The organism is Cobetia sp. 2AS, assembly GCF_029846355.1.
GTDB lineage: Bacteria > Pseudomonadota > Gammaproteobacteria > Pseudomonadales > Halomonadaceae > Cobetia > Cobetia amphilecti.
Map to the genome: position 1 here is coordinate 944,950 of NZ_JARWKQ010000002.1, position 19,849 is coordinate 964,798.

Genomic DNA, 19,849 nt, shown 5'->3' on the forward strand with positions numbered 1-19,849 from the left:
GAGGTTGCATGAACGCACCGCAGGGTCGTCATTGGCCACAGACATCCCAGGAAGCTCAGCCCGGCTCGCAAGCCAAGGCCAAGGGCACCCGCTACGTGGCCCATGAGCCGGATGCCCGGGGCCGAATCCATTACAGCGATCAGGAGAACTCTACCTGGCAGACACTGATGGCGCGTCAGATGGCGCTGGTCGAGGGGCGTGTCTGTCGCGAGTATCGGCAAGGGCTCGAGCGCCTTGCCCTGCCGGAGGACCGCATCCCCCAGCTTGGCGAGATCGATCGTGTCCTCGAGGCCGCCACCGGCTGGCGAACCGCTCGCGTGCCGGCCTTGATCCCCTTCACGCGCTTCTTCGAGCTGCTCGCCGAGCGGCGCTTCCCGGTCGCCACCTTCATCCGCTCCCCGGAAGAACTCGACTATCTGCAGGAGCCGGACATCTTCCACGAGATCTTCGGCCACTGTCCGATGCTCACCCACCCCGCCTTCGCCGAATTCACCGCCACCTACGGACGCCTCGGCCTCGCCGCCAGCAAGGAAGAGCGCGTCTATCTGGCCCGCCTCTACTGGATGACGGTGGAATTCGGCATGCTGCGCGAGACTCAACCCGATGGCAGCCGTGCGCTGCGCCTCTACGGCGGCGGCATCATCTCCTCGCCGCGCGAGACCCGCTACGCCCTGGGTGAGCTTGCGGAGAGTCTCGAGCGCCCCGAGCATCTGCCCTTCGATGCCGTCGAGGCACTGCGCACCCCGTATCGCATCGACATCCTGCAGCCGCTCTACTATGTCCTTGAGTCACTGGACGACCTGCATGAACTCGCCAGCCGCGACATCATGGCACTGGTGCACGAGGCCATGGCTCTCGGCCTCAAGACGCCGCGCTTCGCACCACGTTGATCGCCCAGACGCTGATCGCACAGACGTTGATCGCACCGGCGCTGATCGCACAGACGCCCTTGCCCCAAGGGGTACGCCTTTTCACCAGCCCCCTCTTTCCTCAAGCCGGAGAATAGTGACATGACCGAACTCGCCAGACAGTCCTGTGAAGCCTGCAGCTTCGATGCGCCCAAGGTCAGCGATAGCGACATCGAGACGCTCAAGACCGCCATTCCCGAGTGGCAGTTGCTCAATCGCGATGGCATCATGCAACTGGAACGGTGCTTTACGTTCCGCAATTTCAAGCAGGCACTGGCATTCACCAATCGCGTAGGCGAGATTGCCGAGGAAGTCGGGCACCACCCGGCACTTCTCACCGAGTGGGGCAAGGTCACCGTGACCTGGTGGTCCCACGAGATGAAGGGTCTGCACAAGAACGATTTCATCATGGCCGCCAGAACCGACGAGGTAGCGAAATAAGATGTTCGAGCAGATTGCGCGTGTACCCGGGGATGCCATCCTCGGCCTGATCGAAGCCTTCAACAAGGACACCAACCCGCAGAAGGTCGACCTCGGCGTGGGCGTCTATCGCGATGCCAACGGCAATACGCCGGTCATGCGTGCGGTCAAGCAGGCCGAGAGCCGCCTGGTCGGGAATGAAGTCACCAAGACCTACATCGGCTCCCACGGTGATCCGCGCTTCGGCAAGGTCGTGTTGCCGATGGTGCTGGGCGCCGAGTCGCCGGTGCTGGCAGCCAATCGCGCCAGCGCCACTCAGGCGCCCGGCGGTACCGGTGCCTTGCGTCTGGCCGCGGACTTCATCGCCAGCAACCTCAAGGGCCGTGATATCTGGCTGTCCACCCCGACCTGGCCGAACCACCTGGGCATCTTCGACGCCGCTGGCGTGACGCGCCACAGCTACCCCTACGTCGACGAGAACAACCGCCTCGACTTCGATGGCATGCTGGCGACGCTCAAGACCATCCCGGAAGGTGACGTGGTGCTGCTACACGCCTGCTGCCACAACCCGACCGGTTTCGATCTGAGCCGCGAGCAGTGGGACCAGGTGCTGGAAGTCGTCCAGGCGCGCAAGCTGCTGCCGCTGATCGACTTCGCCTACCAGGGCTTCGGTGACGGTCTGGAAGAAGACGCCTACGGCGTGCGCCTGCTGGCCGAGAATGTCGATGAAGCCATCATCACCAGCTCCTGCTCCAAGAACTTCGGTATCTACTGCGAGCGCACCGGCTGCCTGATCCTGATCGCCAAGGACGAGGAGAGCATGCTCGACGTGCGCTCCCAGGCCGCGATCACCGCGCGCGAAAACTACTCCAACCCGCCGGCGCATGGCGGTGCGGTGGTCATCGACATCCTCGAGGACGACACCCTGCGCGGCGAGTGGCAAAGCGAGCTGACCGAGATGCGTGAGCGCATCAACGGCCTGCGTCGTGACTTCGTCGAGGCGCTCAAGCCGTATGGTCTGGACGAGCAGTTCGCCTTCATCGCCGAACAGCGTGGCATGTTCTCCTACACCGGCCTTTCGCCGGAACAGGTCGATCGCCTGCGTGACGAGTTCGGCATCTACATGGTGCGCTCCGGGCGTGCCAACGTGGCCGGCTTCTCCACCGAGAACCTGCCCTACGTGGCCAAGGCCATCGCGACCGTCGTCAAGGGCTGAGCCCGAGCGAGCGCTGTCGTGAAAGACAAGAAAAGCCCCGCCAATCGGCGGGGGTTTTCTTGAATGGTCGGTTGTCCGGCCTGTTGTCTGACCTGATCTCTACTCTGAGGCAAGGCTTCCGCCAGGCGCCTGCGCCATCAGCCTTCCTCGTCCGCCAGCGGCAAGCGGGCAAGACTCGCCGCCACCTCCTCTTCGAGCAGGCTGACCAGTAAGGCCTGCACCGCGTGCAGCGACTCCCCTTCCTCGGCCGTCGGCAACTGCCACTTGAGCTCCAGATAGCGCTCGCTGCGCATCGAGAGCGGCAGGCCGATCAGGTCGCCTCTGGCATCCTCGAGCACCTGCAGCGCTGACAGCGCATCAATGATGGTGGCGGCACTGCCCGAGCGCGCCAGACGCCCGGCGCTGGCCGGCGTGGCGACTTCCAGCAGACTCGCCGGCGTCACACGCTCACGCTTGAGCAGCCCCCGAATCAAGCGCCCCTGACTACTGGTTTCCGGCAGATCCACGAAGGGGCGTTCATTGAGGCGTGCAAGGGTCAGCGGCTTGTCCAGCAGCGGCCAGCGTGAGGGCCACAGCAGCATCAAGGGCAGCTTCAGCGCGGGCGGTGCCTCGGCTTGCGCCTCGTCACTGGCCTCTTCACTTGCCCCGCTGCGGGAAGCGGTCCCTTCGGCATTGTGCGCATCATCCTCGACGTCAAACGGCAACTCCGGCGTATCCCCCAGCTCGGGCATGGCAGCCTTGGCGGTAGGCTTTGCCTCGTCGTCATCGCCTTCGATGAGTGTCGTCTCCTCGCGCGCACGCTGACGCAGACTGGCCTTGAGCTCACGGGCGCGTGCCGCCGCCGTCTTGGCACGCTTGCCGCCCTGGGGCTCCGGCGGTGCTTCCAGACTCACCGCCATCGCGACCCGCCCCTCGCGGATGGCGAGATCATGCTGTGACACCTCGAGCACTTCCAGGCTTGGCAGCCACTCACTCAAGGCTTCACTGGCCGCGATGCGTGTCAGCCAACCGGCACTGAAGGCCTCCAGACCAGGTGTGACCGCCAGCACGAGACGCGGACGCTTGCCGCTGCCCGGCCCGAAGGCCAGTCGCCTGAGCTCGGATTGGGCGCTGAACATCCGGGCGAGTGATGGCGTCAGGCGCTCGGCTTCCGGGGTCGGCACCAGCTTGCCGCCCTCGCGCAGAAACAACGAATAGCCCAGCGTCTGCTCGAGTTGTGCCAAGCCCCGCGAGACCACCGGCACGCTGATCCCCAGTTGCGCGGCACCGCCTTTCATCGAGCCACACTCGATCACCGCCCACAGCATTTCCAGCTGACGCAGCCGTATGCCGGGTTCACGGGTGCCTGTGTCTGACTGCGCCATGGTGTTGCTCCTTGAAGGGTTCGTCCGCGATGCTCCGAGAGTCAGCGCTGGGCGCTGGCTTATTTAGCCTTACGCTAATCATGCTGGCACCAAATGTCACGCTCAAGCTGCCTGCAGGACGTCACGCCCCCTGAAACGACACTCCCCCCGCTGATGAATCAGCGAGGGGAGTGAGAGACAAGGCATCGATTCGCGCCAGTCGTTCGTTCAGAGCGGCCACTGGTTCAGAGCGGCCGCTCGTGCAGACCGACAATCGACGAGCGATCAGGAGAGTGCCAGTACACCTTCTGCTTCAAACAGCACGCCCTTGGGCAGCTCCTTGACGCCGACGGCCGCACGCGCCGGATACGGCTGGCTGAAGTACTGCTCCATCAGCGTGTTGACCACGGCGAAGTTGCTGAGATCGGTCAGGAACAGATTGACCTTGACCAGTTGATCCAGGCTGCCACCGGAAGCTTCACACACCGCCTTGAGATTGCGGAACACCTGGTCTGCCTGAGCTTCAAAACCGCCTTCCACCACTTCCATGGTCGCCGGGTCCAGCGGGATCTGGCCGGACAGGAACACCAGATTACCCGTGCGCACCGCCTGGGAATACGGGCCGATGGCAGCCGGTGCGGACTCGGTAGAGATAATCTGCTTGGTCATGCGCAATTCCTTGTTCAATCAGTTGACGGAGAGACACTCGAAAAAAGACGACTACACGGCAGTACGCACTGCCTGGCAGACCCTGGCGCAGCCACTGACACTGACACAGATACAGACACTGCTTTGAGCATCAGGCAGCGTAGCGACCAAGACTGAGACCATTGGGATCGATGGAGGGCTTGCGACCATCCACCAGGTCCGCCAACAGACTCGCACTGCCGCAGCTCATGGTCCAGCCCAGGGTGCCGTGTCCGGTGTTCAACCACAGATTGTCATACTTGGTGCCACCGATGATCGGCGTGGAATCCGGCGTCATCGGACGCAGGCCGGCCCAGAATTCCGCCCGCGCATAGTCACCGGCTTCCGGGAACACATCACGCACCACCATGTTGATGGTCGCACGGCGCTTCTCGAGCAGCGACAGATCGAACGAGGCCAGCTCGGCGGTACCACCGACGCGGATGCGGTCATCGAAGCGCGTCAGCGCGACCTTGAAGGTCTCGTCCATCACGGTGGACTGCGGCGCGGCATCGGCATTGATGATCGGCACGGTCAGGCTGTAGCCCTTGACCGGATAGATCGGCAGGTCCAGATCCAGATCACGCGCCAGGAACGGCGAGTAGCTGCCCAGACACATCACGTAGCTGTCTGCGCTCATCTCGCCACGGTCGGTAATGACCTTCTCGATGCGGCTGCCGCTGCGCTGGATGCGCTGAATGGTGGTATTGAAGACGAAATTGACGCCCAGGGTGTCGCGGCAGTAATCCGCCAGCCGGTTGGTGAACAGATGGCAATCGCCGGTCTGGTCGTCCGGCAGGTGCAGGCCGGCGATGAACTTGCCCGGCACGCGGGTCAGTGCCGGCTCCACCGTGGCACAGGCGTCGGCGTCCAGCAGCTGGTGGCGCACGCCACAGCCCGCCAGCACCTTCATGTCGCTCTGCACGGCATCTACCTGCGCCTGGGTACGAAACAGCTGCAACAGTCCCTTCTGGCGGTCTTCGTAACGCAGCCCGGTCTCTTCGCGCAGGGCGTTGATGCAGGCGCGGCTGTACTCGGAGACCCGTACCATGCGCTCCTTGTTGACGGCATAACGGTCGGCGTTGCAGTTGGCGAACATCTTGACCATGAACTTGGCCATCTGCGGGTCCATGCGCGGCTGGATCTTGAGCGGCGCATGCTCCTGGAACATCCACTTGACGGCTTTCTGCGGAATACCCGGCGCCGCCCACGGCGATGAGAAGCCGAAGGAGACCTGACCGGCGTTGCCGTAGCTGGTTTCCATCGCGGGGCTGGCCTGACGGTCGACGACCGTGACCTCATGCCCCTGACGCGCCAGATAATAGGCACTGGTGACACCGACGACGCCGCTACCGAGTACAAGAATCTTCATGTTGGCCTACCCCATGACTGCAAGCCGCGCCCCACGGCAAATGACAGGCGTATTCGCGCACTCGGCAGCGAATAAAGACGGTGAAGGCCAACACCGGTCGACAAGGCGACTCACAGTGGCTTGGCCTGAATGCATCCAGTATAGAGGCGCAAACCACGGTTAATATTCTGTTATGAGACCCTATATCAGAAAATAAGCAGGTAAATTTCGCATCATGGCAGTGATAAAAAACAAAAAAGCGGCCATTTTTGGAATGGCCGCTTTCGGTGCTTCTCAGCGGGACTGCTGACGGGGCTTCTGGCAAGGCCTACTGGCAGGGACTCCAGCAGGACCTTCCGGACAGAATCTTCTGAATGGCGCCTGACATCTCAAGGGGGCGCTCGTGCTGGACGTCATGAGGGCCCGAGCGATCAGGTCGTCGCGACATAGGCATGGCGACGCACTGTCTTGCCGCGGTCGCCCAGGGCCTGACGATAGACGCGCCATGCCACCACACCCGCCAGCAGGTTGCCGATCGCCGAGCCGATGGCGACACCGCGCAGCCCATCCAGATGTGCCCCCAGCCATACCGCCGGCATGAAGCAGATGAAGAGACGCACGAAGGACAACGCCGTGGCACGCAGCGGCCACCCCAGCGCGTTGGCAGCCGACACGACCAGCATGCAGATGCCGAGGAAGGAGTAACTGGGCAACATCCACGGCAGCAGGACCGCCAGTGCCGCCGAGACCTCGTCACTGCCCACCAGCACATAGGCCAGCGGTGTCGCCAGCACTGCGGCGATGATGCCCAGCACCAGCTGCCAGATCACCACCACGCGGGCGGCCAGGTTCATCAGGCGGCGAATTTCCTGCCAACGGCCGGCGCCATAACAGCGCCCGAGCCACGGCGGCAGCGACATGGTCAGGGCCAGCACCACGATCAGCGAGAAGGTCTCCAGGCGTGAGGCGATCCCCCAGGCGGCTACCTCCGTCTGGCCCAGTCCCGCGACGATGGCGGTGACCAGCATCGCGGAGAGTGCCGGCATCATCTGACACAGAATCGCGGGTATCGCGATCCCCGCCAGCTGACGGCGCGAGGCCTGCCATTCGGCCCACAGGCCGCGATATTCCATCCAGTCGCGGCGCGAGAGCTTGAATGCCGTGATGGCAAGCCCGGCCCCGAAGGAAAGTACGGTCGCCCAGGCAGCCCCCGCCAGGCCGAAGCCGGGCAGCGGCCCCGCGCCGAAGATCAGCAGCGGGTCCAGCACCAGGTTGAAGACACTGGTCAGCAGCATCATCTCGCCCGGCAGACGCGTGTCGCCGTGGGCGCGGAACAGACTGTAGAGCACATAGGCCATGGCCCCCAGCCAGCTGGCGATCAGCGACGGGCCCCAATAGACCTCGATCAGCGTCATTTCAGTGGCATTGGCACCCAGCAACTCGAAGGCCGGCACCCTGATGACCCACAACAGCAGCATCAGCAGTGCCATCAACACACCGGATCCCAGCAGCACCACACCGCCCAGACGCCGGGCACGCGCCTCATCCTCGGCACCCAGGGTCCGCGAGACGATCGCGGCGATCGCGATGCCCATGCCGACCTGCACCCCGATGATCAGAAAGGTCAGCGGGAAGGTAAAGGATTGCGCGGCCAGTGGCGCGGTGCCCAGGTGAGAAACGAAGGCGGCATCGACCAGGTTGAAGCCCAGCAATCCCATGATGCCGAGTGTCATCGGCAAGGTGCTGCGCCACAGGCGTGACATCAGCTCACGCGTCGTCGGCGTTTCCGACGTTGGCGGGGTCGATGTTGCAGAGGCGTCGGTGGACATAGAAGAAGACATGAACTCACTCCCAGCATGTCGAGCATGGCTGGTTGGATGAAGGTAAAGGCGTCGGAACACTTCCGTGACGCTGGAGGGATGATTCTAGGGATTTCGCCGGACCCCAGATAGGCTCAGTGGGACATGTCTTTGATGCATTGTCGGCAACAGGAAGAGCGAGAAACGCGTTGATGCGTGGTATTAGAGGAAACAGTGACCGTGATAAACTCACCTTGTCAGGGATTCCCGTCACCTGGATTCGTGATGATGTCCCATGCAATGTCACCGATTATCGACTGCTACCGAAGTTGGACCGTCGCTTTATATGCACTGACTGCCTCACGGATGGCTGGCAGAGTGTTCCCCTCCCCATGGCATCACGAGAGGTCAGACCGTGGATAAAGCATCCCGTTTGTTGCTGTTTCTCGATGTGGTAGAAGCACAGAGTTTTTCCAAGGCGGCTGACCATCGTCAGGTCAACCGCTCGGTGGTCTCCAAGCAGATCAGCCGTCTGGAAGAAGAACTGCAGATTCGCCTGTTCAATCGCTCGACTCGCTCGCTGGCCCTGACGGATGCGGGGCGCGAGATCCATCAGCACGCACTGCGTCTGCGTGAAGTGCTGGAAGATACCGATGATGTGGCCGGCGCCTATCAGGATGGCCCGCGCGGCATCCTGAAGATCACCAGCCCGAGCCACTTCGGGCGCACCTATGTCGCCCAGGCTGTGCGCCTGTACATGGAGCGCTACCCGGACACCCAGGTGGAAGTGCGCCTGGAAGACCACCTGACCGACCTGATCGGCGGCGGTTATGACCTGGCCATTCGCATGTCGGAGCTGGAAGACTCCAACCTGATCGCGCGTCCGCTGGCTGCACACCGTCACCTGATCTGTGCCTCGCCGGCCTTCATCGAGCGTCACGGCATGCCCCAGACCCCCGCCGATCTGTCTGGCCTGCCGGCAGCGGTGTATTCCCGCGATGGCTTCATTCTCGATCGCCTGCGCGTCTGCACCGAGAGCGGTGTCGAGGAAAAGGTGGCGCTGGATTCGCGCCTCAAGGTCAATGATGCCGACGTGCTGATCGGCGCCATCAAGTCGGGCGCCTGCTATGGCATGGTGTCCGCGATCAACATCAAGGACGAGATCTTGAACGGCGAGCTGGTGCCGCTGTTGACCAACGTGCCGATGAAGCCACTGCCTTCGATCCACCTGGTCTACCCGCACCGCCAGTACCTGCCGCAGAAGACGCGTCGTTTCAGCGATTGCCTGCAGGAGGTCGTCGGCACGCCGCCCGTCTGGGAGCAGCGCATTCCGGGCTTCGAGAACATGTACGGCTACGGCAGCGGTTGCAGCGAATGAGACGTCGCCACGGCTCTCGAGTCTGAACGCACGCCGCCACCTCCCGCGGCCACTGCCAGACTTGAATGCCCAGCATGAAAACGCCCGCCATGCAGAGTCACTGCGTGGCGGGCGTTTTCATTTCAGGCCCCTTTCAATTCAGGCCCCTTTCATTTCAGGCCCCTTCATTTCAAGCGCCTTTCACTTCAGCGCCCTTCATCTAGCACCCTTCATCTAGCACCCTTCAAAAGAAACACTCAGGGGCAGGGATGGATCGACGGCTTGCGCTTGAGCCACTCGACCAGCTCCGGCAGGCGCTTGGGCCGTGCATAGCGGAAGCCCTGCACCAGATGGCAACCCATCTCGACCAGCAGGCGCTCCTGCTCTGCGGTCTCGACGCCCTCCGCCAGCACCTCCATGCCCAGACTGTCGGCCAGCGAGATCGCGTGGGAGACGATGGCGCGGTCGCGGGCATCATGGTCAAGGCTACCGACGAAACGCTGATCGACCTTGAGGCGGCAAGCGCGCAGGTCGCGCACATAGAGCAATGACGCGAAGCCGGTGCCGAAATCATCGATCGCCAGGCGCACGCCGCGCTCGATCAGGCCGGTGAGTCGCTCCACGACGCGATCAAGATCCGGCACGCGTGAGGATTCGGTGATCTCCAGCTCCAGGCGTTCCGGCGCGAAGTCATGGCGCGCCAGAGCCTCCGAGACGCGCTCGGGGAAGCCGGGGTCACGAAATTCCTGAGCCGAGACATTGATCGCCACCGACAGCGGCTTGCCGTTGGGCGTCACCAGGTCACGCGTCACCGAGAGGGCCGTGTCCATCACCCGCGCGCCGACGGTGCCGATCAAGCCGTACTGCTCCGCCAGCGGGATGAAGCGACCCGGCCCGATGGTGCCGAGCTCGGGGTGGTCCCAGCGCACCAGCACCTCGACGCCGACGGCCTCGCCACTGGCGAGGTCGAACTGGGGCTGGAAGGCGAGATCCAGCTCTTCGAGATGCTCGCGCAGGTCACTGGTCAGACGATAGTCGTTGAGGTGCTGCATGTGTGCACCGGGCGAGAACACATGCAGGGGGCCACAGACATCGATGTCATCGTATTCCCCGTGCAACATGGCGAGTTCGGCCAGATGCATCAGGCGATGGGCACGCCGCGCGTGCTGTGGCGCCAGACTGATGCCGACCCGCGCCGTGACCGGCAGGGCCTTGCCATCCAGTCGCATCAGCATCACCAGCCGTTCGCACAGCTCGTTGGCACGCGCGATCAGGCTGGCCTCATCCCCGACGAAGAACAGCGCGAAGGCGTTGCCCAGGGGGCGGCAGACCAGGGCGTCGCGATACTGCAGGGACATGGCTTCTGCCACTCGCTCCAGCAGCGGATCGATACGCTCGGCACCGTGCGCCGAGTTGATGATTTCCAGGTGGGTCAGCGACAGATAGATGATGCCGCCATCGATGCTGCCGTCGACGCTTTCTTCCAGCAGCAGTTCATCGATCTGGGCATTGAAGCGATCGCGCGACAGCAGGTTGATGGGCTGCAGGCGGCGCAGGGCGATCAAGACCTTGTCATCCACCCCGGCCGCCCGGGCCTCCGCCAACCCCGAGAACGGCGCCTTGAGGCGAACTCGCCGCTCGCTGACCGGCTCGAGACGCGGCCGCTCGGTGCCGAACAGCTCCTGCCAGCCACAGGTGTTGGCCACCAGACACTCGGCATCGAAGATCGCCATGCGCCACGGCAGATTGGCCTTCTGCACCAGCAGCCATTCTCCCAGCTCGCCGGTGATGCCCATCAACCAGAAACCGGGCTGGCCGCTGATGCCACAAGGCTCCGGCTGCTTGGGCAGCGGGGATGGCAGCTCCGGCACCCTGTCTTCCTGTCGAGCGCGCGGCGACGTCCAGGCGAGTTGGCCGAAGCGGTCATGAATCCACAACGGCTCTTCGATGGACGACAGCAATTTGATCAAGATATCGAGAGGCACGCTCACTCCACCTGCAGTCATAAGGAAAATGGCTTGATGCCCCGCAAGGGCCGCCTGTCGCCAGTGATACTGGCCGTTGGCTGGCGCAACGCGGGTAACACCGCCGGGACATGACACGTCATTCACGCTTCCGGCTGTTCTCGCGCTTATCTGCTTACACCTGCTTTCATTGTCGCCGCTGGCTGCCGCAAGGCCCGGGCCGCATGGCTAATGCGGCAATGTCCGGACGCCCATGCTACTCCTCCTATGGACATCACCAGGCGCCAGACTGCTGCACTTTGTCTCTTCTGATCGCCCTTTTGAGCACACACTTGAACGCCAGCGCCTCCCGCTTCGCCTGTCACTTGACGCTGCACCAGGCGCCATTGCGAGAGCCACTCCCGGAGCCATTCGGCAAGCCACGTAACCGGCTCCTCACCCCGTCATCCCGAAATTCGTGCTATCAGGGAAAGCACTAGGTGGACAAGCGTGCAGCACGCAGACGACTCTCTCTACGCTTCGCTAATACTCCGAGTCTATGCCAGCCTGTGGTGCGGGTACCAAGGCTATTTTCTCGCCGACTCAACGCTTGGCTGCCATGGCCGCTTTAGAACCTGGCGACAGGCGGCGTATCCGCGGCCCGCGCCAGTACACGAGTGGCATCAAGGCGTGCGGAAGAGTAGGATAGGCGCCCGTTTCGCCCGGACCGGATCCCGGGCGCCGAATCCATCGGTCAAAGAAATTCTCCGTCATGACTCTCAACGTCCAGAATTCCGCTGTCTCCGCTTCTGCTTCCTCTGCAGAGCGCCCCCGCGCCGTCGTTATCTACTCCGGTGGCATGGACTCCTACACTGTCCTGCACCAGGCGCTGAAGGAAGGCTTCGAGGTACACGCCCTCTCCTTCCATTATGGCCAACGTCACTCGCGTGAGCTCGACGTCGCACGCCAGGTCTGCGAGTCGCTGGGCGTCGCCCACGAAGTCGTCGACATTCGCGCCATCCATGGCCTGATCGACAACTCCGCGCTGACCAACAGTGACCAGGCAATGCCCAAGGCCGACTACGACGAGGCCTCCATGACCTCGACCGTGGTGCCCAACCGCAACATGATCCTGCTGTCACTGGCCATCGCCAAGGCCGTCAACATCGAGGCCGAGGTCTGCTTCTATGGTGCCCACGGTGGCGATCACGTGCTCTACCCGGATTGCCGTCCGGAGTTCGTCGACAAGATGAACGCCGTCGCCGCCATCGCCAACTTCTCCCCAGTCGAGATTCGCGCGCCCTTCCTGCACGCGAGCAAGGACGAGATTCTGGCCGCCGGCATCGCCATGCAGCTCGATTACGCCCAGACCTGGACCTGCTACGAAGGCCGCGAATTGGCCTGCGGGGAATGCGGCAGCTGCCGTGAGCGTCTCGAGGCCTTCGCCGCCCATGGGCTGAGCGATCCGCTCAGTTACGAAACGACCGACTCGGCCAAGGGCGCAGGCACTCTCTGATGTATACGGTAAAGGAAGCGTTCTACACCCTGCAGGGCGAAGGTGCTCGCGCAGGGCGCGCCAGCGTGTTCTGCCGCTTTGCCGGCTGCAATCTGTGGAGTGGCCGCGAGCAGGACCGCGACACCTCGGTCTGCCGCTTCTGCGACACCGATTTCGTCGGCACCAACGGCCAGAATGGCGGCAAGTTCCGCACCGCAAACGCGCTGGCGGACTTTTTGGCCAGCCTGTGGCCGGAGCACACCGGCATCGCCACGCCCTATGTGGTCTTCACCGGCGGTGAGCCACTGTTGCAGCTCGACAGTGAGCTGGTGGACGCGATGCACGCCCGCGGCTTCGAGATCGCGGTGGAGACCAACGGCACCGTCGAGCCGCCTGCCGGCATCGACTGGCTGTGTGTCAGCCCCAAGGGCGCCAGCGAGCTGGTCCTCACCGGCGGCGATGAGCTCAAGCTCGTCTACCCGCAGCCGGAGGCCCTGCCGGAGCGCTTCGTCAGCCTGGACTTCGCGCACTTCTATCTGCAGCCACTGGATACCGCCGCCCTCGACGCCCTGCCCGCGCCTGCCGCAGCCCGCGAGCATTACCGCGAGGTGCTGGCGTCCGACACGCCGATGAACCAATGCGTCAGCTACTGCATGCGCAATCCCCAGTGGCAGCTCTCGCTGCAGACTCACAAGATCAGTGGTATCGATTGATGACCGCAATGACTCCCAAGACCCTGTTCGTCAGGGCCCTCACCGCGGTGGATGCCTCGGTGTGGAGCAATAATCGCGGCCTGTACGGCATCAGCCAGCATCTGGATCTGGAGCTGGACGGCGCCGTCGGCCATGACGGCATGCTGTTCGACTTCGGCGACGTCAAGCCGTGGGCCAAGCGCATGATCGATCAGGATGCCGATCACACCCTGATCGTGCCCAGCCAAGCCAATGGCGTGAGCGTCACGGACTGCCCGGAAGGACTGTGCCTGCGCTTCACACAGCCCTACGCCATGGAAGTGCGCGGCCCGCGTCAGGCCTTCTGCCTGCTGCCGGTGACCGAGGTCACCACTGAGGTGCTGGCCAATCACTTCGAGAAGCTGCTGACTCGCCGCCTGCCGCCGCGCGTCGAGGCGCTGCGTGTGCGTCTGCGAGACGAGACCATCGACGGCGCCGCCTACACCTACAGCCATGGCCTACGTCATCACAGCGGCAACTGCCAGCGTATCGCGCATGGGCATCGCTCGCCGCTGATCATCGAGCGCAACGGGCTGCGGGACACGGCGCTGGAAGCCGAGTGGGCCGAGAAGCTCAACGACCGCTACCTGGCCGAGGAAGGCGATCTGATCGACCGCCCGGGGCGTGAGCTGGTATTCAGCTATGAAGCGCCGCAGGGGAGGTTCCGCATTCGTCTGCCGCGCAAGCAGGTCTGGCTGCTGCCGACACCGACCACCATCGAGTGGATCGCCGACTGGCTGGCGCGCCAGATCGCCCTCGACAGCGGTGACAGTATCCGTGTCGAAGCCTACGAGGGCATCAACAAGGGTGCCATCGCGCGCCATACCCCGCAGACGGCGCGTGAGCCGCTCGTCCTCCCCGAGCACGAAGACACGTCCGCCACCTCATGACGCAGACTGCCGCCCTTTCTGCAGATGCTGCCGCTCCCGGCTGTCGTGCCGGTTGCGGCGGCTGCTGCATCGCCCCCTCGATCTCGAGCCCGATTCCCGGCATGCCCAATGGCAAGCCGGCGGGGGTGCGTTGCGTGCAGCTGGATGACGACAACCTGTGCAAGCTGTTCGGCACGCCGCAGCGTCCGGCGGTGTGCGGCGACTTCGATTTCGATCACGAGCTGTGTGGCGATACCCGCGAAGAGGCCCTGCGCCTGATCGGCGAGTGGGAGCGCCTGACGTGAGAGGTACTCCCTGAGGGAGGCGCCTCAGCTCACTCGCCGAAGAAGTTGAAGGGCCTGGCGGCGCCGTCGCTGCGACAGGCCAGCAAGGCCGCATTCAGCTGACGGGAGTCCTCAAGCGGCAACGCAGCCACCATCCCTTCCTGCTCCTCCCCCTGCTCCTGCCCATCCAGCGGTGCAATCAGCTCAAGCCGCGAATCCTCGCGCCAACTGGACGGCGCAAGCTCGGCACGCCCATTGGCGCGGTTATAGCTGCGCCAACCATCCTGGGTGTGAAAGACGCCCTTGATGCGCCACTCGCGCGGCAGGCCATCCAGCCACTGGGTCAGCTGATCGAGATCGAACACCTCGCTTGCGGCGATTCGCCAGCCCAGACTGGCATGCTCAAGCCCCTCGGCCTGCTCGATCACCGGTGCGCCGGGCAGCGGCATCATGCCTGGGGCGGGCGATTCATCACTGGCCTGCGCCAGACGCGCCCTATCCAGTGCAGCGCGATGGGCGGCCGGCATGCTGATCTCGGGCTGGTCTTCACGCACTGCGCTTACGTGCCCGCCGCCCTGGCGCTGAGGCGCGCGTTCTGCTGACAGCAGCCAATCGATCAGTGCGACCTCCTGACCGGCCATGCGAGCCTGCGGCGGCTGGCTTTCGCCCTCGGCTCTGCCCAGCTCACCGACCCAGCGCTTGCGCGGCCACATCCCCGCCAGAAACTCATGCGCGGCCGCCAGCTGCTGATCACTCGCCAGATCACGCTTGCTGAGCACCACGCCGCCCGCCAGCGTCAACTGATCCTGGAAGGTGCCGTGCTCACGTGTGCGGGTATCGTCCAGTGCACGCGGGTCCAGCAGGGTGATGACTTCCTCAAGCGCAAGCGCCGAGGCCAGCCCTTCGCTGCGCAGCACATCGATCAGCCCCGCCGGATGCCCTAGCCCCGAGGGCTCGATGATCAGACGATCAGGACGCGTCTGATGGATCAGACTGACCAGCCCCGCCTGCAGCACGAAGGCCAGCTGGCAGCACAGACACCCGCCGGGCAGCCCCTTGACGCTGACATCCTCGCGCCCGGCAAACAGTGCCTGATCGATCCCCACCTGCCCGAACTCATTGACCAGGATCGCCCAGTGCTCATCCGCTGGCTTGGCCGCGACCAATGCCTGGATGAAACTGCTCTTGCCCGTTCCCAGAAAGCCGGTGATCAGATGCACCGGAATCGGAACTGGTTCCGTCAAGGCGTCGCCGCTCCTGGCGCCGCGTGAAGCCACAGACATGCTGAAATCTCCGCAAGATGAAGGGCGTGCAAAAGGTTATAGAGTAACAAAAACCGGCCGACGACGAAGTCTCGTCAAGCGAATCCGGCCTTTTGGCGTGACGCGATCTGGCGGGCGGCAAGCTGCAACAAGGGGGAAACAAGGAGGGAGATACGCAAAACCCCTCGCCACCAGAGGTGACGAGGGGTTTGAGGCTGACACTCGAGCCTGACTGACCCGTGCGATCAGGCAGCGCGGGTCAGGATACGACGCGCCACGTCCGGCGTGATATCGCCGTGCTCACCGATGGCGGTGAAGCCGTGACGGGTCAGATTGTCGACCAGCTGATCGATGCTGTCGGCACTGATACCGGCTTCGCTCAACGACACCGGCGCGCCCAGACGAGTGAAGAAGTCACGGGTCTTGTCGATGGCGCCGCGCGCGACGCTCTCCTCATCGCCCTCCAGCGCCCAGACGCGACGACCGTATTGCGCCAGCTTGGCACGCTTGGCCTCGAACAGCTCTTCCCACAGCGCCGGCATCACGATGGTCAGGGTGCGACCATGATCGACACCGTGCAGTGCGGTGATCTCGTGACCGATCATGTGGGTGGCCCAGTCCTGCGGCACGCCACGCCCGATCAGGCCGTTGAGACCCAGGTTGGCGGCCCACATGATGTTGGCGCGCACAGCCAGATCATCCGGCTGGCTCAGCACCTTGGGGCCTTCCTCGATCAGCGTCATCAGCAGCCCCTCGGAGAAGCGGTCCTGCACCGGCGCATTGACCGGATAGGTCAGGTACTGCTCGCTGACGTGGATGAAGGCATCGACGACGCCATTCACGCTCTGACGCTCCGGCAGGGTCAGGGTGGTGGCCGGGTCCAGCACCGCGAAACGCGGGTAGGCCAGCTCACTGAACATCGGCAGCTTGTCGTGGGTCTCGTAGTTGGTGACCACGGCGTTGCCATTGGACTCGGAGCCGGTGGCCGGCAGTGTCAGCACCACGCCCAGCGGCAGCGCCGTCTCGGGGTGCTTGCCCTCGGCGAGAATTTCCCACGGATCACCGGCGTGACAGGCGGCGAGCGCGAGGAACTTGCTGCCATCGGCGACGCTGCCACCTCCGACCGCCAGCAGATAATCGATCTTCTCGCGCTTGATGACTTCCAGGGCTTCGAGCAGGGTGTGATAGCTCGGGTTCGGCTCGATGCCGCCGAAGCTCCACCACTGACGGCCTTCCAGTGCGGCTTCGATCTGATCCATCACGCCGTTGCGCTTGATCGATCCGCCACCGTAGGTGACCAGCACGCGGGCATCCGCCGGAATCTCGTCACGCACCTTGGCGATCTGGCCGGCACCGAAGTGCACGCGGGTCGGGTTCTGATAGGTAAAGTCCTGCATGATGCTCTCCTCGCGGAGTCAGGGGCGACACGGCAACATGAGATGACAGGGCCGTGGTCAGGCGCCACCTGACACAGAGTGATATGTGGGCGAAGTGACAGAAAAGCGCGACGATGACGCCACCTGCCCACGAACGATGGTCTGCATTCTAGAGCAGTGACCAAGACCAAAGTAGAGCGCAGGCCGCACGTCTTTGGTTCGTGAGAGTCACCAATACTGATGACCAGTGATATTTAGCGACCAGTAATGCGTGATGAACAGGAATTCGTGATGAACAGGAATGCGTGATGGCAAACGCTTGGCCACCCACGCAAAAGGCCCGCCGTAGCGAGCCTTTCGTGACTGCCTGAGCGCCGCGCATTCGCACGGCGCTCAGGTGTTCGGGTCTTTAGTCCGGATCTTCAGCAATGCTGTCGCAGCTCTCAGCACTCAGTTCTAAGATCAGAGACGCACCAGCATCTTGCCCTTGTTGCCACCCGAGAACAGCTTGAGGAAGGCGTCCGGCGTCTGCTCGAGCCCTTCTTCCACCGTCTCTTCGTAGTCGATATCGCCCTTGGCGACCTGCGGCCCTACCTCTTCGAGGAAGCGGCTGTAGTTCTGCCAGTGATCGAAGACGATGAAGCCTTGCATGCGCGCACGGCGGATCAGGATCATCGAGATGTTCGAGGGGCCAGGTGCCGCCTCGGTATCGTTGTAGCTGGAGATCATGCCGCAGACGGCGATGCGTGCGCCGACATTCAGGTTGTTCAGCGCCGCCACCAGGCAATCACCGCCGACATTCTCGTAGTAGACATCGAAGCCGTCCGGGCAGGCTTCCTTGAGCGCCTTCGTCAGCTGCTCGGCGTCCTTGCCCTTGTAGCTGACCGCCTTGACGCCCCGCGCTTCCAGCCAATCGAGCTTTTCCTGGCTGCCGGCGATGCCGACGACAGTGCCGCCCTTGGCCTTGGCCAGCTGCACGGCGAGCGAGCCGACCGCACCGGAGGCCGCGCTGACCAGCACGTTATCGCCCTCTTTCATCTCGGCGATGATGTTGAGACCGGTCCAGGCGGTCATGCCCGGCATGCCCAGCACGCCCAGGTAGGCCTGCTCCGGCACCTCGATGCTCGGCAGCGGCTCGACCTGGTCACCAGAGAGCTGCGCGATGTCACGCCAGCCACCCATGTGACGTACCTTGTCGCCGCTCTTGAAGCGAGAGTCACGTGACTCGATCACTTCACCGACGGCTGCGCCCTGCAGCGGCTCATTGAGCTCGAAGGGGTCGATATAGGTCTTCACGCCGCTCATGCGGCCACGCATGTAGGGATCGACGGACAGCCAGCTGTTGCGAATGCGCACCTCGCCTTCGCCGAGCTCGCTCAGCTCTTCCTCACGCAACTGGAACAGATCGCGTTCTGGGGTGCCTTTCGGATAGTCGGTGATCGTGTAATAGCGTGTCTGCATGCAATGCTCCTTGCGAATGATCTGGTCAAACGACATGTGATCAGAATCGTCATCAGGCCGCAGGCCCGAGGCCTCAACCCTGTGACGACTGGCCGCCGCAAGCGTTGCTCGGCGACGAAGTGCTCCCAGATTACGCGCGCTCCCGATATCACACCAATGACAGAAACTGAATCCCGGTATGCATGAGACTGATATCATGTGCGGTTGAAACTGCACACTTTCATCCCAGTGACTGGGCCGCCTCGCTACCGGGAACCGCTTGCCATGCACCTGGCTGAACTTGCCCGCCATGATCTCAATACGCTGGTCGCGCTGCATGCGCTGCTGGAAACCCGCAGCGTGTCGCGGGCCGCTGAGCGCCTCAACCTGAGCCAGCCTGCGGTGTCCCGCACCCTGGGCCGGCTGCGCGAGGCCTTCGATGACCCCCTGTTCGTGCGCGCGCAACGCGGTCTGCGCCCCACCGCACGCGCAGAGGCGCTCAGACAGCCCCTCGCCCGCCTGCTGCAGGAGCTGGGCGCCCTGTTGGCACCGCCCGAGTTCTCGCCTGGAGATAGCCAGCGTCGCTTTCAGCTGGCCACCACTGATTACGGCATGCACGCCTTCGTGGCGCCCCAGATCGCTCCGCTGCACGAGCAGGCGCCCGGCATCCGTCTGGATATCCAGGCCTATGGTGGCAATGTCGAACAGCAACTGGAAGAAGGCGGGCCGGAGCTTGCGATGTGCGTGCCCACCGCCAGGGTGCCGGCCGGCGTGCATGGTCGCGAGATCGGGGATGACCAGTTCGTCTGCGTGATGCGCCAGGACCATCCGCTGGCAGCGAAGGAGACCTTGAGCCTGGAGGACTTCCTCGCCGCCAGTCACCAACTGATCAGCATGGGCGGTGATGAGCGAGGCGCGGTTGACCTCAAGCTGGCGGAACTGGGACTGAGTCGTCAGGTCGTCATGCGCCAGCCCCATTTTCTGGCCGCCTTCAGCGTCAGCTGCCACAGCGACCTGCTGCTGTGCGTGCCGGGCTGTCTGGCCATCAGCATGCTCGATCAGCTGCCGCTGGCCCTGCGTCCGCTGCCCATCACCCTCAATCGCTTCTCCTACTGGCTGGTGTGGCACGAACGCCTGCACCATGACGCCGGCCACCGCTGGCTGCGCCAGACGCTCTCCACGGGCATTCAGGCCCGTCACCGCGAACTCTCCCAGCGCCTGCGTCAGCGGCTGGGCTCGTGACTTGATACAAGACTCATGACCTTACACCACATTCGCACTCAGCCTGGCGGCCTGAGCTTCGATACCTGAGCCTGCGAGGCTTGACCCAAAGGCCTGAACCCAGGGCTTGAACCAAAAAAAGACCGC

General features: G+C 63.6%; 17 protein-coding genes. 9 read left to right on the top strand and 8 right to left on the bottom strand.

Annotated features, from left to right (window positions below):
* The first annotated feature begins 8 nt into the window (after positions 1-8).
* From phhA to QD356_RS09175, 3 genes are all read left to right on the top strand, one after another.
* Positions 9-890, top strand: coding sequence for a phenylalanine 4-monooxygenase (phhA, locus tag QD356_RS09165; RefSeq protein WP_192837590.1), 882 nt, complete (start codon positions 9-11; stop codon positions 888-890).
* A gap of 120 nt (positions 891-1,010) precedes the next feature.
* Positions 1,011-1,349, top strand: a complete 339-nt coding sequence (locus QD356_RS09170) for a 4a-hydroxytetrahydrobiopterin dehydratase (RefSeq protein ID WP_054555480.1) — start codon at positions 1,011-1,013, stop codon at positions 1,347-1,349.
* Between the two features lies 1 nt (position 1,350).
* A complete protein-coding gene (locus tag QD356_RS09175; RefSeq protein WP_192837589.1) occupies positions 1,351-2,544 on the top strand; it encodes an amino acid aminotransferase in 1,194 nt (397 codons plus the stop codon).
* 137 nt (positions 2,545-2,681) lie between these two features.
* Here the strand turns inward: QD356_RS09175 and QD356_RS09180 are convergent, their stop codons facing one another.
* The 4 genes from QD356_RS09180 to QD356_RS09195 all read right to left on the bottom strand — a co-directional run bounded on the left by QD356_RS09180 (position 2,682) and on the right by QD356_RS09195 (position 7,688).
* Positions 2,682-3,908, bottom strand: coding sequence for a LysR family transcriptional regulator (locus QD356_RS09180; RefSeq protein ID WP_192837588.1), 1,227 nt, complete (start codon positions 3,906-3,908; stop codon positions 2,682-2,684).
* A gap of 264 nt (positions 3,909-4,172) precedes the next feature.
* Entirely contained in the window at positions 4,173-4,556 is a 384-nt protein-coding gene (locus tag QD356_RS09185; protein WP_043331285.1) for a RidA family protein, read from the bottom strand.
* Positions 4,557-4,686: 130 nt separating this feature from the next.
* Complete coding sequence (locus QD356_RS09190; protein ID WP_192837587.1) at positions 4,687-5,946, bottom strand: D-amino acid dehydrogenase; 1,260 nt, start codon at positions 5,944-5,946, stop codon at positions 4,687-4,689.
* Positions 5,947-6,356: 410 nt separating this feature from the next.
* Positions 6,357-7,688, bottom strand: a complete 1,332-nt coding sequence (locus QD356_RS09195; RefSeq protein ID WP_192837839.1) for an MATE family efflux transporter — start codon at positions 7,686-7,688, stop codon at positions 6,357-6,359.
* Between the two features lie 451 nt (positions 7,689-8,139).
* Here QD356_RS09195 and QD356_RS09200 point away from each other — a divergent pair, with 451 nt between their 5' ends.
* On the top strand, positions 8,140-9,102 hold the full coding sequence (locus QD356_RS09200; RefSeq protein ID WP_043331288.1) for a LysR family transcriptional regulator: 963 nt from the start codon (positions 8,140-8,142) through the stop codon (positions 9,100-9,102).
* Positions 9,103-9,338: 236 nt separating this feature from the next.
* On the opposite strand, the gene QD356_RS09205 is transcribed toward QD356_RS09200, so the two are convergent.
* Positions 9,339-11,066, bottom strand: a complete 1,728-nt coding sequence (locus tag QD356_RS09205) for a GGDEF domain-containing phosphodiesterase (protein WP_192837586.1) — start codon at positions 11,064-11,066, stop codon at positions 9,339-9,341.
* 730 nt (positions 11,067-11,796) lie between these two features.
* Here QD356_RS09205 and queC point away from each other — a divergent pair.
* From queC to QD356_RS09225, 4 genes are read left to right on the top strand one after another with little or no spacing between them, the layout of a single operon-like run.
* The gene (gene queC, locus QD356_RS09210; protein WP_192837585.1) at positions 11,797-12,540 is read left to right on the top strand and encodes a 7-cyano-7-deazaguanine synthase QueC; all 744 of its coding nucleotides are present in this window, start codon (positions 11,797-11,799) and stop codon (positions 12,538-12,540) included.
* A complete protein-coding gene (queE, locus tag QD356_RS09215) occupies positions 12,540-13,232 on the top strand; it encodes a 7-carboxy-7-deazaguanine synthase (protein ID WP_107336280.1) in 693 nt (230 codons plus the stop codon). Before queC ends, queE begins: the two co-directional genes overlap by 1 nt.
* An 8-nt stretch (positions 13,233-13,240) precedes the next feature.
* Positions 13,241-14,140, top strand: a complete 900-nt coding sequence (locus QD356_RS09220) for a 6-carboxytetrahydropterin synthase (protein WP_192837584.1) — start codon at positions 13,241-13,243, stop codon at positions 14,138-14,140.
* Positions 14,137-14,424 carry a YkgJ family cysteine cluster protein gene (locus QD356_RS09225; protein ID WP_192837583.1) on the top strand — a complete coding sequence of 96 codons (288 nt, stop codon included), beginning with the start codon at positions 14,137-14,139 and terminating at the stop codon, positions 14,422-14,424. Before QD356_RS09220 ends, QD356_RS09225 begins: the two co-directional genes overlap by 4 nt.
* Positions 14,425-14,453: 29 nt before the next feature.
* On the opposite strand, the gene QD356_RS09230 is transcribed toward QD356_RS09225, so the two are convergent.
* The 3 genes from QD356_RS09230 to QD356_RS09240 form a co-directional block, all read right to left on the bottom strand.
* Positions 14,454-15,647 (bottom strand): CobW family GTP-binding protein, encoded by a 1,194-nt coding sequence (locus tag QD356_RS09230; protein ID WP_225996318.1) that lies wholly within the window; start codon positions 15,645-15,647, stop codon positions 14,454-14,456.
* 263 nt (positions 15,648-15,910) lie between these two features.
* Positions 15,911-17,062 (bottom strand): iron-containing alcohol dehydrogenase, encoded by a 1,152-nt coding sequence (locus tag QD356_RS09235; protein ID WP_192837581.1) that lies wholly within the window; start codon positions 17,060-17,062, stop codon positions 15,911-15,913.
* A 441-nt stretch (positions 17,063-17,503) separates the two neighbouring features.
* Positions 17,504-18,502, bottom strand: coding sequence for an NADP-dependent oxidoreductase (locus QD356_RS09240; protein ID WP_043331293.1), 999 nt, complete (start codon positions 18,500-18,502; stop codon positions 17,504-17,506).
* A gap of 264 nt (positions 18,503-18,766) precedes the next feature.
* Here QD356_RS09240 and QD356_RS09245 point away from each other — a divergent pair, with 264 nt between their 5' ends.
* On the top strand, positions 18,767-19,723 hold the full coding sequence (locus tag QD356_RS09245) for a LysR family transcriptional regulator (RefSeq protein ID WP_192837580.1): 957 nt from the start codon (positions 18,767-18,769) through the stop codon (positions 19,721-19,723).
* The last annotated feature ends 126 nt before the right edge of the window (positions 19,724-19,849 follow it).